13 protein-coding genes and 1 pseudogene are annotated in these 13,891 nt (G+C 69.9%); 9 read left to right on the forward strand and 5 right to left on the reverse strand.

What is annotated here, in order from left to right; genetic code table 11:
• Positions 1-11: 11 nt before the first annotated feature.
• The 3 genes and pseudogenes from ACZ6ZQ_RS07175 to ACZ6ZQ_RS07185 form a co-directional block, all read right to left on the reverse strand.
• Positions 12-779, reverse strand: coding sequence for an NPP1 family protein (locus tag ACZ6ZQ_RS07175; protein WP_469767561.1), 768 nt, complete (start codon positions 777-779; stop codon positions 12-14).
• Between the two features lie 352 nt (positions 780-1,131).
• A pseudogene (locus ACZ6ZQ_RS07180) lies at positions 1,132-1,661 on the reverse strand (GNAT family N-acetyltransferase).
• Between the two features lie 129 nt (positions 1,662-1,790).
• Entirely contained in the window at positions 1,791-2,411 is a 621-nt protein-coding gene (locus ACZ6ZQ_RS07185) for an L-threonylcarbamoyladenylate synthase (protein WP_469767562.1), read from the reverse strand.
• Positions 2,412-2,679: 268 nt separating this feature from the next.
• Between ACZ6ZQ_RS07185 and pgm the strand changes: the two genes are divergently transcribed.
• Positions 2,680-4,320, forward strand: coding sequence for a phosphoglucomutase (alpha-D-glucose-1,6-bisphosphate-dependent) (gene pgm / locus ACZ6ZQ_RS07190; protein WP_469767563.1), 1,641 nt, complete (start codon positions 2,680-2,682; stop codon positions 4,318-4,320).
• A 75-nt stretch (positions 4,321-4,395) separates the two neighbouring features.
• Here pgm and ACZ6ZQ_RS07195 read toward each other — a convergent pair whose 3' ends face one another.
• A complete protein-coding gene (locus tag ACZ6ZQ_RS07195) occupies positions 4,396-5,172 on the reverse strand; it encodes a LysR substrate-binding domain-containing protein (RefSeq protein WP_469767564.1) in 777 nt (258 codons plus the stop codon).
• Between the two features lie 59 nt (positions 5,173-5,231).
• Here ACZ6ZQ_RS07195 and ACZ6ZQ_RS07200 point away from each other — a divergent pair, with 59 nt between their 5' ends.
• Positions 5,232-5,636 carry a DUF5997 family protein gene (locus ACZ6ZQ_RS07200; RefSeq protein ID WP_469767565.1) on the forward strand — a complete coding sequence of 135 codons (405 nt, stop codon included), beginning with the start codon at positions 5,232-5,234 and terminating at the stop codon, positions 5,634-5,636.
• A 218-nt stretch (positions 5,637-5,854) separates the two neighbouring features.
• Here ACZ6ZQ_RS07200 and ACZ6ZQ_RS07205 read toward each other — a convergent pair whose 3' ends face one another.
• Positions 5,855-6,877 (reverse strand): zinc-dependent alcohol dehydrogenase family protein, encoded by a 1,023-nt coding sequence (locus ACZ6ZQ_RS07205; protein WP_469767566.1) that lies wholly within the window; start codon positions 6,875-6,877, stop codon positions 5,855-5,857.
• 327 nt (positions 6,878-7,204) lie between these two features.
• On the opposite strand from ACZ6ZQ_RS07205, the gene ACZ6ZQ_RS07210 reads away from it, so the two are divergent.
• The 7 genes from ACZ6ZQ_RS07210 (at position 7,205) to ACZ6ZQ_RS07240 (ending at position 13,769) form a co-directional block, all read left to right on the forward strand.
• Positions 7,205-7,999, forward strand: a complete 795-nt coding sequence (locus tag ACZ6ZQ_RS07210) for an HAD-IIA family hydrolase (protein ID WP_469767567.1) — start codon at positions 7,205-7,207, stop codon at positions 7,997-7,999.
• A 314-nt stretch (positions 8,000-8,313) separates the two neighbouring features.
• The gene (locus ACZ6ZQ_RS07215; RefSeq protein ID WP_469767568.1) at positions 8,314-8,652 is read left to right on the forward strand and encodes an antibiotic biosynthesis monooxygenase family protein; all 339 of its coding nucleotides are present in this window, start codon (positions 8,314-8,316) and stop codon (positions 8,650-8,652) included.
• Entirely contained in the window at positions 8,649-9,536 is an 888-nt protein-coding gene (locus ACZ6ZQ_RS07220; protein WP_469767569.1) for an NAD(P)-dependent oxidoreductase, read from the forward strand. The genes ACZ6ZQ_RS07215 and ACZ6ZQ_RS07220 overlap by 4 nt, the downstream gene beginning before the upstream one ends.
• The gene (locus ACZ6ZQ_RS07225; protein WP_469767570.1) at positions 9,533-10,543 is read left to right on the forward strand and encodes an amidohydrolase family protein; all 1,011 of its coding nucleotides are present in this window, start codon (positions 9,533-9,535) and stop codon (positions 10,541-10,543) included. Before ACZ6ZQ_RS07220 ends, ACZ6ZQ_RS07225 begins: the two co-directional genes overlap by 4 nt.
• Positions 10,544-10,548: 5 nt before the next feature.
• Positions 10,549-11,784, forward strand: coding sequence for a cytochrome P450 family protein (locus ACZ6ZQ_RS07230; protein WP_469767656.1), 1,236 nt, complete (start codon positions 10,549-10,551; stop codon positions 11,782-11,784).
• 330 nt (positions 11,785-12,114) lie between these two features.
• A complete protein-coding gene (locus ACZ6ZQ_RS07235; protein WP_469767571.1) occupies positions 12,115-12,477 on the forward strand; it encodes a DUF779 domain-containing protein in 363 nt (120 codons plus the stop codon).
• Between the two features lie 92 nt (positions 12,478-12,569).
• Positions 12,570-13,769 carry a phosphodiester glycosidase family protein gene (locus ACZ6ZQ_RS07240; RefSeq protein WP_469767572.1) on the forward strand — a complete coding sequence of 400 codons (1,200 nt, stop codon included), beginning with the start codon at positions 12,570-12,572 and terminating at the stop codon, positions 13,767-13,769.
• Positions 13,770-13,891 lie beyond the last annotated feature (122 nt).

Raw genomic sequence — 13,891 nt, forward strand, 5'->3', positions numbered from 1 at the left:
CGCGCGACTCGTCAGGCGTTCGGGTCGAACGAAATGCCCGCCGGCTTGGCCTTCTCGAGGTGGTGGTTGTAATTGCCGTCCTTGAGGCCGAAGTGGGCGCTGCCGAAATCGGCCTGGCTCAGCTTGTCGCGGAGACCCGCGGGGTAACCGTTCCAGCCGACCAGCCTGGGGAACTGCCATGCGTGGTAGTGGTTCTCCGGCGGCTCGTCGTTGGAGTTCGCGGGGCGGAAGCAGTGGGTGCTCAAGCCGTCCTTGTGGTAGACGACCTTGGGGTGGGTCCCGTCCCACCGGATCCTGCCACGGCCGTAGATGTCGAAGTCGCCGTGCGCGGAGGTGGATACGTACTGGGCCTGGTTGTTCTGCACCCACACCACGACGTGCTCCCAGTCATGGCGGTGCCCGCCGAGCCCGCTGCCGGCCACGGCCTGGTCCTTCTCGAAATAGAGGCCGTACATGATCGCGCACCAGCCGTTGTTGCACTTGGACCGCGCGTATCCGTTGGTGTTGTCGAGGTCCCATGAGTCGCGGCACTGGCCGTTGAGGGCCCCGGAAGGTTTGAGGCCGGGCGCGATGGTCCCGTCGGGGCCGATGGCGGGAGTGGGGTAGCAACCGTCCGTGTCGTAGTCGTAGGCCGGTTGGAACGTCTGCTCCAGCCCGTCCGCGTTGGCGGGCAGGGCCTGGGGAGGAGCAGCGAGAGCACTGCCGGGAACAGCGATGACCAGCGCAATGGCGCTGCCGACGACGAGCGAAGCCTTTCGGATCCGCGAGCTCGTCCTCACTGCGTCCTCCTCATCGACCGCGGCGTTGGGCACATGGTGTCGTTGGTGCCATTGGCATGCCCATCTCATCCTTTCCGAACCTCATTGCACGCCACGACGCCGAAGGGTGTCGGAGTGATGAAGGGTCAGCCAACCTACGGCGTGGGCGACTTGGTCCGGGAGACGGCCACCGCCCGCCCGGCTCTGCGGCTCGCGTCCGGGGCGGGCGCCCCGGCCGGGTACTCGGACGTGCCGGCGGCACACGTCGCACGGGACTCACAGCGAGTCCCGCAGCACCTCCCAGGGCCGAACGGGTCGGTGACGGACCGCTCGGGGGTCAGGGCCTGTCCGGTGGCTGCCGGCGCAGCAGGCGTCAGCCGGCGTTCCAGTGGTAGGCGACGTCCGGTTCCCTCTCCTCGTTGCGGCTTCCGTCGTTGAACTCCCCAGCCGTGAAGCCGTGGTGCTCGTAGAAGGCGCGGGCCGCTTCGTTGCGCTGGAAGACATGGAGCGAAAGCTCGTGCGGGCTTGCCTCCCTGACCGCGGCGAGGAGGGCGGTGCCGACGCCCTGGCGGCGTACGTCCGGCCGCAGGTACAGTGGTCGAGCACGGTGCCGTCGAGTGCGGCGAATCCGACGATCGCGGCCGGCTCTCCCGCTTCGGCCACCCATACGGTGCTGCCAGGCAGGACGACGGCTTCGATCCAGGCCTGGGTCTGCTCGTCGCTGTACGGCCTCGGCAGGTATGGCATGGCCGCGGCTCGCGAGGCCAGGAACACGGCGGTGATCTCGCTCGCGTCCTCGGGTCGGGCCTTGCGCAGGCGCAACGTGTCCGGGTTGGCGCACGGCTCGGTGCTGCTCGGGTATGACGTCAAGTCAATCGCTCTTCCCGGCCGGTGAGATCGCATTGTGTACGTGCGGTCGTGAAGGACGGGCCTGCGGCGTCGGCGGCCCGGATCAGCTCCCGGGGCCGCGGACGGGCGTGGTCGTCGCTTCGACTGATTCCCGCGACTCCGGCCCCGCCTGCGTCGACGCGGCTACTCGAACCGTGCGGTGTCGCCTGCCCCTCGGCGTACGACCTCGATTCCGCCGCCGGAGAAGTCGATGACCGTGGTCGGCTCGGTACCGCAGTCGCCCGAATCGACCACGGCGTCCACCACGTGGTCGAGCCGTTCCTTGATCTCCCAGCCCTGGGTCATCGGCTCGTCCTCGTCGGGCAGGAGCAGGGTGCTGGAGAGCAGCGGCTCCCCGAGTTCGGCGACCAGAGCCTGGGCGACGGCATGGTCGGGGATCCGGACTCCGACGGTCTTCTTCTTCGGGTGCAGCAGTTGGCGAGGCACCTCCTTCGTCGCGGGGAGGATGAAGGTGTAACTGCCGGGCGTCGCCGCCTTGATCGCGCGGAACACGTCGTTGTCGACGTGTACGAACTGCCCCAGCTGCGCGAAGTTCTGGCACACAAGGGTGAAGTGGTGACGATCGTCGAGGTTCCGGATCGACCGGATCCGGCTGATGCCGTCACGACTGCCCAGCTGGCATCCCAGTGCGTAACAGGAGTCCGTCGGGTACGCGACGAGCGCGCCGGACCGAATACTGTCAGCCACACTGCTGATGGTGCGCCGCTGAGGATTCTCGGGATGCACGTCGAAATACTTCGCCATTCGCCGAGTCTAGGTGATCAGGGGATGCGCGCTCGGTGACCAGGGCCGCCGTGCCGACGCGTCCCGAGCCGACGGCTGGGGTTTGGACAGACCGATTGCCGGGCCGGACGATGCGGTTGCGCCGGCTCACGCTGGGCATGCCCGACGGGAACGTCCGTCGACACGTCCGCCGGCACGTCCGTGCGGAGGGGCAACCGGACGAAACACAAGCGACGAGCGATCATGGCTCGTGCACTGATCGCACCGACCGATGCGAAGGAGTGGACGGATGCCGAACGAGCGCGCGGGACAGCCGGCGCGGCCGGAGGACCTCATCGATGTGGCTCGGCTGGTGACCGCGTACTACGCCTTGCACCCCGATCCGGCCGAGCCCGCCCAGCGTGTCGCCTTCGGCACGTCGGGGCACCGGGGAACCTCCCTCGCCACCGCCTTCAACGAGGAGCACATCGCCGCGACCAGCCAGGCGATCTGCGAGTACCGGGCCCAACAGGGAACCGACGGGCCGCTGTTCCTCGGCGCCGACACCCATGCGCTGTCCGAACCGGCCCGGGTGACCGCTGTGGAGGTCTTCGCGGCGAACGGCGTCACCGTGCTCATCGACGCCGCCGACGGCTACACCCCCACCCCGGCCGTGTCGCACGCCATCCTCACCCACAACCGCGGCCGCACCTCGGGCCTGGCCGACGGCGTGGTGGTCACGCCCTCGCACAATCCCCCGGCCGACGGTGGCTTCAAGTACAACCCGCCGAACGGCGGGCCCGCCTGTTCCGAGGCGACCGGCTGGATCCAGGAGCGGGCCAACGAGATCATCACGGGCGGTCTCAAGGATGTACGGCGGCTGCCCCACACCAGGGCGCTGGCCGCGCCGACGACCGGACGGTACGACTTCCTCGGCGCCTATGTGCGGGACCTGCCGTCCGTAGTCGACCTGGACGCCGTGCGCGCCGCGGGTGTGCGCATCGGCGCCGATCCGCTGGGGGGCGCGTCCGTCGCGTACTGGGGCCGGATCGCCGAGGAGCACCGCCTCGATCTGACGGTCGTCAACCCCGGCACCGATCCCACCTGGCGGTTCATGACACTGGACTGGGACGGCAAGATCCGCATGGACTGCTCGTCCCCGTACGCGATGGCGTCGCTGATCGAGGGCCGCGACCGCTTCCAGATCGCCACCGGCAACGACGCCGACGCCGACCGGCACGGCATCGTCACGCCGGACGGCGGACTGATGAATCCCAACCACTACCTCGCCACCGCCATCGCCTATCTCTACAGCCATCGCGACCAGTGGCCCGCTGGTGCCGGTGTCGGCAAGACACTGGTGTCGTCCAGCATGATCGACCGCGTGGCGGCCGACCTCGGCCGCGCGCTGATCGAGGTGCCGGTCGGTTTCAAGTGGTTCGTGGACGGGCTCGCCGACGGCACCCTCGGATTCGGCGGTGAGGAGTCCGCCGGGGCCTCCTTCCTGCGCCGCGACGGATCGGTGTGGACCACCGACAAGGACGGCATCATCCTGGCCCTGCTCGCGTCCGAGATTCTGGCCGTGACGGAGCGGACGCCGAGCGAGCACTACGCGTCGCTCACTGCCCGGTTCGGCGAACCGGCGTACGCCCGTGTCGACGCCCCCGCGACCCGTGAGGAGAAGGCCGTACTGAGCCGTCTCTCTCCCGACCAGGTGACGGCCGACACGCTCGCCGGGGAACCGATCATTTCGGTGCTCACGCAGGCTCCGGGCAACGGGGCGGCCATCGGCGGCATCAAGGTGACCACCGAAAACGCCTGGTTCGCCGCCCGCCCTTCGGGTACCGAGGACGTCTACAAGGTGTACGCCGAGTCCTTCCTCGGGCCGGACCACCTGACGCGCGTACAGGAGGAGGCACGGTCCGTCGTGGCTGCGGCATTGAGCAGCTGACGCCTCCGGCCCGCGGCGGCACCCGGCGACGACGAGTGACGCCGAGCCCACGACCGACGACGACTGGCGCCGAGGCTACGAACGGCGGCGAGGTTTGCCGCGCTTGCCGCCCTTGGAGCCGCCGGCACCGCCGCGTGGGCTCTTGCCGGTCGCCTTGCCGGTCGCTCTGCCGGCTGCGGGCTTCCGCCGTGCGCCGCCGGTGTCGGGGCGCTTGCTCTTCGGCTGCGCCGGGGCCGGCGGGCGGCCCCGGGTGCTGTTGACGGTGCGGCCGCGGACGATCCCGATGAACTGCTCCACCAGGTCGGGGGTGGTCTCTTCCTGCGGCCACGACAACGCCACGCGCGACTCGGGGGCGTCGGAGACCGGCCGATAGGTGAGGTCCTTGCGGTGGTGCAGGCGGGCGAGTGACTGCGGGACGACGAGCACTCCCACTCCGGCCGCCACCAGCTCGATGGCATCCGCCGTCGTGGCGGGGCGCTCGATCGCGGGCCGTCCCGGCAGACGCTCCCAGTCGAGGACGTCGTCGAGGGGATGCAGCACGATGTCGTCGGCAAGATCCTCGGCGGACACCTCGTCGACCGCCGCCACGACGTGGTCCTTCGGGACCACGACCACCGTCGTCTCGGTGTAGAGGGGGATCGCGCTGAGGTCCGTCCGGTCCACCGGCAGCCGTACGAAACCCGCGTCGGCGCCGCCGTCCCGCAGCACGTCGAATGCCTCGGCGGCGGGCACCTGGGTGAGGGTCAGTGGGACGTCGGGCAGCCGCTCGTTCCAGATCCGCACCCACTTCGTGGGCGTCACTCCCGGGACATACGCGAGCCGGAACGAAGGGGGTACTTCCGAGCCTGTCACGCCGCCAGGTTACCGGTCGTGGTCGGAGGTGGCGCACACGCTCGAATACCCTTGACACCATGACGTCGCACCAGAGCGCCCAGACGATGAAGCCCGCAACCGCGGCGAAGAAGCTGGGTGTGTACCTCGAGGCCACCCCCGCCGAGTTCCAGGAGGGTGTCGTCTCGCGCACCGAGCTGAACGCACTGCAGGCCGATCCGCCCGAGTGGCTGCAGGAGCTGCGACGCAACGGCCCCCATCCGCGGCCGGTGGTCGCGGCGAAGCTGGGCATCTCCATTTCGGGCCTCGCCCGTGGCGGAATCACGGACGCCCTCACCACGGAGCAGATCGACGCGCTGAAGAGGGACCTTCCCGAGTGGCTGCAGAAGGAACGCGCCACCCAGGCCGAGGTCCGGAAGGAAGCGGCGCGCATCAAGGAGAAGAACGCGGCGCGCGACGAGCAGCCGCGCCGGCCGCACTCCTGACCTTCCTCCTCGCAAGGGCGTCCGACCTGGGCTGGGGCCCGGGTGGGCGCCCTTCGCGGTACTCACGCACGCAGCCTGCCGACAGGAAGGACGGCTGGGATCCCGCAGCGGGCGCGGCCACGGCCAGGGAATTCCTGGAAGTCCTACCGGGCATCGACGCTCGTGTGCCGTCCGGTGCGGTCCGTTGCAGCCGCGGGCCCTGCTCGGCTACGTCATGCTCACGCCATGACGAGCACGGCCACCCCGGTGATCCGTCCGGCCGCCAGATCGGCCATGGCCCGGTCGGCTCTGCGCATCGGGTAGCGCGTGACCCGCACGGCGGGGCGCAGCCGCGCCGCTTCGGCGAGGAAGGCACGGCCGTCCTCACGGGTGTTCGCGGTGACGCTGCGTACGGTGCGTTCCTGGAAGAGGTGCCGGTCGTAGTCGAGTGGGGGGATGGCGCTCAGGTGGATCCCGGCGATGGCGAGCGTGCCGCCTCGGTCCAGGGCCTCGAGCGCCGTCGGCACGAGACCCCCTGCCGGCGCGAACAGGATCGCGGAGTCCAAGGGCCGCGGGGGCGCATCGGGTCGGGCCGACGCGGCGCCGAGCTCCAGCGCCAGCTGCTGCGCCTGCGGCGAGCGGGTGACGACGTGGACTTCGGCGCCCCGGGCGATGGCGAGTTGGGCGGTGAGATGGGCGGACGCTCCGAACCCGTAGATGCCGAGCCGGCCGCCCGGCGGCAGGTCGGCCCGCCGAAGCGCCCGGTAGCCGATGATCCCCGCGCACAGAAGTGGTGCGGCGTCCACGTCGTCCCACCCTTCCGGGAGAGGGTACGTGTAACGGGCATCCACGATGATGCGGTCGGCGAATCCCCCATGGATGTCCCAGCCGGTGTAGCGCGAGTCGGGGCACAGGTTCTCCCGTCCGGTACTGCAATAGCGGCACTGCCCGCAGGTTCCCGCCAGCCACGCGGCGCCCACCCGGTCACCCGCTCCGAGGTCCCGGACCGCAGAACCGGCGGCGATCACCTCGCCGACCACCTCATGGCCCGGCGTGCAGCCCGGTCTGCGCGGCGGCAGGTCTCCCTCGGCCAGATGCAGATCGGTCCGGCAGACCCCGCATGCACGGACGCGCACCACCAGCTCGTACGCGCCGGGCTCGGCCGTCTCGCGCTCCACGAGCCGCAGCGGTGCCGAGGAGATCGGGGCCGGACGGTCGACCACCCATGCGGATGTCGTCACGGGACCCGGAGGCACCATCATCGCTCTCCTTTCGGCCATGGTTCCGCGACGGGACCACTACGGAATCCCCCGGCCGCCCCGGCCGGGGCGTTGCCGCCCTCCCGCCGTGGCCGGTGGGGCCACCTTCCTATGCCGGCCGACGCGGTGCGGCGACTGCTACGAGCGCAGATGCCGCCATTCGAGTCATAGATGCAGTACGTGCACAGCGCCATTGTGCGTGCCGAACGCCGAGCGCCGTGTGCACTCCGGGCTCGCTGCCGGCCCCGGAGGCTGCTTGTCCCTGCTCCGTGGACGTGCTCCGTGGACGTGCTGCTTGGACGTGCTCTGATCCCTCGGTACGGTCACCTCATGCAACGGGTCGGCGCTGTCCTGATCGATATCGACGGTGTTCTCACGGTGTCCTGGAAGCCGCTGCCCGGTGCGGTCGGGGCGCTGGAGCGACTTCGGGAGCAGGGCGTTCCGCTGGCGCTGCTCACCAACACCACCTCCCGTACGCGGGCCTCCATCGCGACGGCGCTGGCCGAGGCCGGATTCCCGGTCACCGCGGACGACATCTTCACCGCCCCCGCTGTGACCGCCGCCTACCTCGCCGAACACTTTCCCGGGGCGAGGTGCCTGCTGCTCAACAGCGGCGACATCCGTGAGGACCTTCAGGGTGTCGTCCTGACGGACCCCGACGACGATGCCGTTCCGGATGTGATCGTCGTCGGAGGCGCGGGCCCGGAGTTCGGATACGAGGCACTCAATCGCGCGTTCGCCCACCTCCAGCGAGGCGCTCGCCTGGTGGCCATGCACCGCAATCTGTACTGGCGTACGGAGGCGGGGCTTCAGCTCGACACCGGCGCCTTCCTGCTGGGCCTCGAGCGGGCGGCCCGCGTCGAGGCCGAGGTCATCGGCAAACCCGCCGCACCGTTCTTCGCCACCGCCCTGGCCCATCTCGGCGCCGATGCCTCGGAGACGCTCATGGTGGGCGACGACATCGAGTCCGACGTCCTCGCCGCCCAGCGCCACGGGCTCACCGGCGTTCTCGTCAGGACCGGCAAGTACCAGCCCGAGACGCACCGGGCGGCGTCCGGCACACCGCACCACGTCCTGGATTCCTTCGCCGACCTGCCCGGCCTTCTGGAGCGCACGGGCCGCTGACAGGGCGCTGCCGGCGAAGGCGAGAGCCGACCGCAACGCGCTTCACGGCGCCTCGCGCACATTCACCGGAACGAGTGCGTCGCAGCAGCGTCGCCGCGACCGGTCGTCAAGGAGCAAGCAGAGCGCCGTTCGTGTGACGCGAAGCGCCCAGGACCGCCTCGACGAGGCGCCCTTGAACGCTCACTCGTACGGGCTAACCAGCACGCGAAAGCCCTTGTCCCCCTTGGGCCGTGCACCCATTGGAGTTGCGTGGTCACGGGGGCCATGAGTCCTTAGAGAACGTGTCCTGCCGGATCTCACCATCAGGAGGAGACATGGGCACCAAGCAGAAGGGCCGTTCGGCCGACAAGCTGTCCGTGGTTTTCGCGGTCCGTGTGATCGAGGGCGGCGAGCAAGGGTTTCTGGACCTGTACGACCGGATCAGGAAGTCCGTCGCCGGAACCCCCGGTCACATCGTCGAGAGGCTGGGAGAGCCCGTTGACGACTCCCGCCAGTGGGTGATCACCAGCGAGTGGGAGACGCCCGAGCACTTCTTCGCCTGGCAGCAGAGCGAGGACCACCGCGCACTGGTGGCCCCGCTCCGCGAGTGGGTCGACTCGACGCAGTCCCTGCGGTTCCGGGTCGTCAAGGAGACCACGAAGGAGACGTCATGACGCGCACCACAGACGGCCCTGTGGCCGTCCTCGGTCTCGGCAGGATGGGCACCGGCCTGGCGACTCGCCTCCTCGATCAAGGCATACAGGTGCGGGTCTGGAACCGCACCTCCGAGCGGGCCGAGCCGCTCGCCAGGGCGGGCGCCTTCGCCGCGGCCCACCCGGCCGATGCCGTCGAGAGCACGAGCGCCGCCATCTGCACCGTCGCCGACGGCGAAGCCCTCGGCACCGTGCTCCGCGGACCGGACGGAGTACTGGCCAGAGGTGCCTACCCCGGCGCCCTGATCTGCGCCAGCACCGTCGCCCCCGAAGAGGTCGTCAGCATCGCCGGAAGCGTGCCGTCGGTTCTGGACGTCGGCATGCTCGGCAACCGTGAACACGCCCGCGACGGCGAGCTGCGGCTGTTCGTCGGCGGCGAGGAGCGGGTCTTCACCGCGGGCCGGCCGCTGCTGGAGATGCTGGGCAAGGAAGTCGTCCATCTGGGCGCACTCGGTTCCGGCATGCGGATGAAGCTGCTCCTCAACCTGCTGATGGGGATAGAGGTGCAGGCGCTGGCCGAGGCCACCGAACTGGCGGCCGCCACAGGACTCGACCGGCAGCTGGTTCTCAGGACGATCGCGGGCAGCGGCTTCGCCTCGCCGGTCATGGCGTTCAAGTCGAGGCGCTTGGCATCCGGGCGGTTCGACGAGCCGGACTTCCGGCTGCGGCTGATGGCCAAAGACCTCATGCTCGCTACGAAGCAGGCAGCGGCAGCCGGCCTGCGCCTGCCCCTCGCAGCCGCAGCAGCCGAGACCCATGTCCGCGCCACCGAGCAAGGGCTCGGCGACGAGGACTGCGCCGCGGTCACCCGTGCACTCTCACCGACCCCGGGAACCGACACATGATCATCGACATCCACGGGCACCTGTCCCCACCGGAGGCGGCCAAACGCTTCCCCATGCCCCCCAGCCTGACCGACGTCGACGGCATGCTCGCCGCTCGCGCTCAGGCCGGGATCGACCTCACCATCATCGGCAGCCCGGTCGGCGCCGGAGCGATGGCGCGGGTCCCGGGCGTCGACAACTACGCACAACCACGAGACCGGCTGCGCAGCTTCCACGCCTGGATGTCAGGCCTGATCACCAAGTTCCCGGACCAGTTGCGCGGGTACGTGTACGCCAACCCGTTCGGCGACGAGGATCACCTGGAAGGAGTCAGGGAGACCCTGGCGGACCCCGCCTTCGTCGGCCTGATCACCACGTCCAGTGTCCACGGCGAGCTGCTCGGCTCGCCGCGGGCGGACTCCTTCTTCGCGCTGGCCGCGGAGGCGGGGGTGCCGGTCCTGGTGCACGCCCCGGCCGAACCGATCGGCACGGAGCGGGTCGACAGCATCGGATTCGTCGAGCAGATCGGCCGGTTCGGCGACGTCACGATGGGCATGGCCATGATCGCGTTCGCGGGATGGCTGGACAAGTATCCCGGTCTGCGACTGATCGGTGCGACCGGCGGCGGCGCGATGGCGCTGCTGCCGGAGCGCCTGCAGACGGCGGCGCGCCCCCGGCACTGGGGCGGGGGGGCGCCGCCCTCCGCCCCGCAGGGGGCACCATCCTCCGCCCCGCAGGGGGCGCCGCCCTCTGCCCCGCAGGCGGAGAACCCGCCGGCGGCCGACCCGGCCGCGGCGCTCCGGCGCATGTACGTCGACACCAGCCCGTTCAGCCCGGCACACCTGAGCCTCAATGCCGAGGTCCTGGGGCCCGAACGGATGCTGTTCGGCACCGACTCACCGCCGATGGCGGCGCCGCTGGAGGACTTCATCCGCATGATCGAGAAGCTGCCGGTGGACAAGGCGTCCCAACAGCTCATCCTCGGCGGCAATGCCGAGGCCCTCTTCGACTTCAGGAGTCGTCCGTGACCACCATGCAAGACCCCGCCGCCGCAGCCGAGCGGTGTACCCCCGAGTTCCGGCGGAACCCGCACCCGGTCTACGCCCGCCTCCGGGACACGGCACCCGTCTGCCCGATGAAGCCGCCGCACGGCAATGACACGTACCTGATCACACGGTACGAGGACGCACGGGCCGCCCTGTCGGATCCGCGGTTGAGCAAGGACATGTACGGGGCCATGGACGCCTACCGGAGGATCTTCGGTGACTCGTCGGTGGCGCTGGACGACAACATGCTCAACTCCGACCCGCCGAAGCACACCCGGCTGCGCAAACTCGTCAACTCCGAGTTCACCCCGCGCCGAGTGGAAGCCCTGCGGCCGCAGATCCAGGACATCGTCGACAAGCTCCTCGACGCATGCCCGACCCGGGAACCGTTCGACCTGCTGCCCGCGTTCGCGTTCCCGCTGCCGATCACCGTGATCTGCGAACTGCTCGGCGTACCGCCACAGGAGCGCTCGCACATGCACCAACTGTCCACCACGGTGGCGCAGACCGGTTTCAGCGAGGAGTCCAAGCGGGCTCAGCAGAAGGCGGAGGAGGACCTGCACGCGTACTTCACGGATCTCATCGCGCGCAAGCGCAGCCGTCCGGGTGACGACCTGCTCAGCGCGCTCACCGCAGCCCAGGACACGGACGGCGGGCTCACCGGGAACGAGCTGGTCTCGACAGCGTTTCTGCTGATGTTCGCGGGTCACAAGACGACCGCGTACCTCATCGGCAATGCCGTCTACCACTTCCTGGCCAATCCCGCACAGCTGCGCGCCGTGCAGGAGAACCCGGAGCTGGTCGGTCCGGCGGTGGAGGAGCTGATCCGGTACGACGGCTCCGTGGAGAGCTCGACGTTCCGCTACGCGACCGAGGACGTGGAGTTCAGCGGGACGCGGATCCCGAAGGGCGCTCTCGTCCAGATCGCGCTCAGTTCGGCCAATCGCGATCCCCTGAAGTTCGACTCCCCGGACGAGTTCGATGTGACGCGACCGGGGAACGCGCAGAATGCCCATCTGGGGTTCGGTCACGGCAGCCATTACTGCCTGGGCGCTCCTCTGGCCAGGCTGGAGATGCAACTCGCGCTCACCAGTCTGTTCAGCCGTTTCCCGAGCATGGCTCTGGCCGACCCGGAGGGTGAGGCGAACTGGATGGCGGTTCCGTTCCCGGCGTTCCGTGGCCTCGCGGAGCTGCCCGTCGTGCTCGATCCCGCTGTGTCGTGACGACGGCGGGGGGAACGAGGGTGGGACCGTCACGCCCTCGCCGCGGAAGCCGCGGCTCGAAGGCGCCTGACCTGGGCTGATGCCCGTCAGGCGCCTTCTGCTGAGGCCGGGCGCTCATGGCGCGGGATCCGGAAACCGGGTTCGGCCAAGGGCGGGCCGACGCGTTCATGCAACCTTCTCGCAACCTCGCACATGGCTGACTGAGTCGCTGCCTCAACGGCGGCGACCGCATCCGTTCTGGCGGGTTGGGAGAGGGGCGGAGAACATGCCCGAATACGGGACGAAGAAGCTGCCGGTGAGCTGCTTGCCGCGGAAGCTCGGATTCTCCTGATGACTTCCACCGAGGCTCCGTTGGTTCAGCTGACCCCCGCCGCCGCCGAGCTGGTGCGGCGACTGCGGGCCCTCCACGGGCCCCTGATGTTCCATCAGTCGGGCGGCTGTTGCGACGGCAGCGCACCGATGTGCTACCCGGAGGGCGAGTTCCGTACCGGCGGTTCGGATGTGCTGCTGGCGCAGTTGTCCGTCGAAGGAGTGACCGAACCGGTGTCTTTCTGGATGTCGGCGAGCCAGTACGAGGCGTGGCGGCATACGCGCCTTATCGTCGACGTCGTCGAGGGCCGTGGTAGTGGATTCTCGCTGGAGGCGCCCGAAGGGCTGCGTTTCCTGATCCGTTCCCGGCTCGTCGGCTCCTAGCCTCCCACGTCTGGTCAACTATCCGATGGATTGGGAGAGTTGACCGGACGTCTGGGGGCGATGTGACGAAAAGTCATGCTCGGATCCGTACGGTGCTCAGCATTGTTCTGGCCTGGTGCGCCCTGACTGTCACCGGGCTCGCGGCAGGGGCTCCGGCGACCGCGGCGCCGGCCTGGGTGCGGCTCGCGGCGGGCGTGCGGTACCGGCAGTTCGACATCACGGCCTCGCAGGGCACGGCACATGCCCATCTGCTGTCGGTGGACCTGCTCGATCCCGACGTCTCGGTCGGTCTGCTGTATCCGGGCGCAGTGGGCGCCCGGGCGGCGCTGTCCTTGCTCGCCGACCGCGAAGGCGCGGTCGGTGCTGTGAACGGCGACTTCTTCAACATCACGGAGACGCAGCATCCCGGTGTCGAGGCGACGGGCGCCCCGGTCGGGCCCGCGATCGCGGACGGCCGGGATCTGAAGGCGGCCGTCCCCGACGGGCAGCGTTTCGGTCCTGCCCTGCCGCCGGGCACGTCGACCCGAGAGGTGCTGGGCGTCGGCAGCGACAGGAGGGCACGACTCGGCCGACTGGCCCTGGACGGCAGTGTGTTCACTCCCACGGGGCGATTCGCACTGCGCGGGCTGAACCAGTACGCGCTGCCGGTCGGCGCGATCGGGGCGTTCACATCTGATTGGGGCCCGGTCTCCCGGCTCCGTGCGACGTGCGGTACGGACACCGACCGGGCGGCCCCTTGCAGTACGGAGACCTATGAGGTGATGGTGCGGCGCGGGCTGGTGACGGCGGTGGCCGCGACGCCGGGGCGCGGCGCGATCGCCGCGGACACCGAAGTGCTGGTCGGCCGGGAGGCCGGGGCAGCCGCGCTGCGCGCTCTCCACGTCGGCGACGTCGTGACCATCCGGCACCGGCTGGTCGAGGCGCGCTCCGGAATTCCGTACCGCTTCGCGGTGGGCGGTTATCCGGTGCTGCGCGACGGGGCGCCGCTGCCCGGTCTTGACGGCGTCACGTCGGCGGTGCGCTCGGCGGGCGGGGTCACGGACAACGGGCGGACGCTGCTGCTGCTCGCGCTGGACGGCGACGCGCAGTTCCGTACCGGGCTGACGATCGCGGAACTGGCGTCGGTGATGGCGGAGGCCGGGTCCGCCGACGCGTTCAGCCTCGACGGCGGCGGCTCGTCGACGCTGGTGGCACGGGCCCCCGGAGCCACTTCGGTCACGGTACGTAACCATCCGAGTGGCGGGGCGGAGCGCCCGGTGCCGAACGGCATCGGGATTTTCTCCCGGGCCTGATATGTGGCGTCACCGCGCGGGACCGGGTCTCGCTGGCTAGCGTGGCTCACAGGACCGTCCGCCGGGTCCGGACAGAACATCCCTCCAGAGATCCCTCCAGAGATCCGTCCATGGACGGGTCC

Source organism: Streptomyces sp. NPDC053673, from assembly GCF_055585225.1.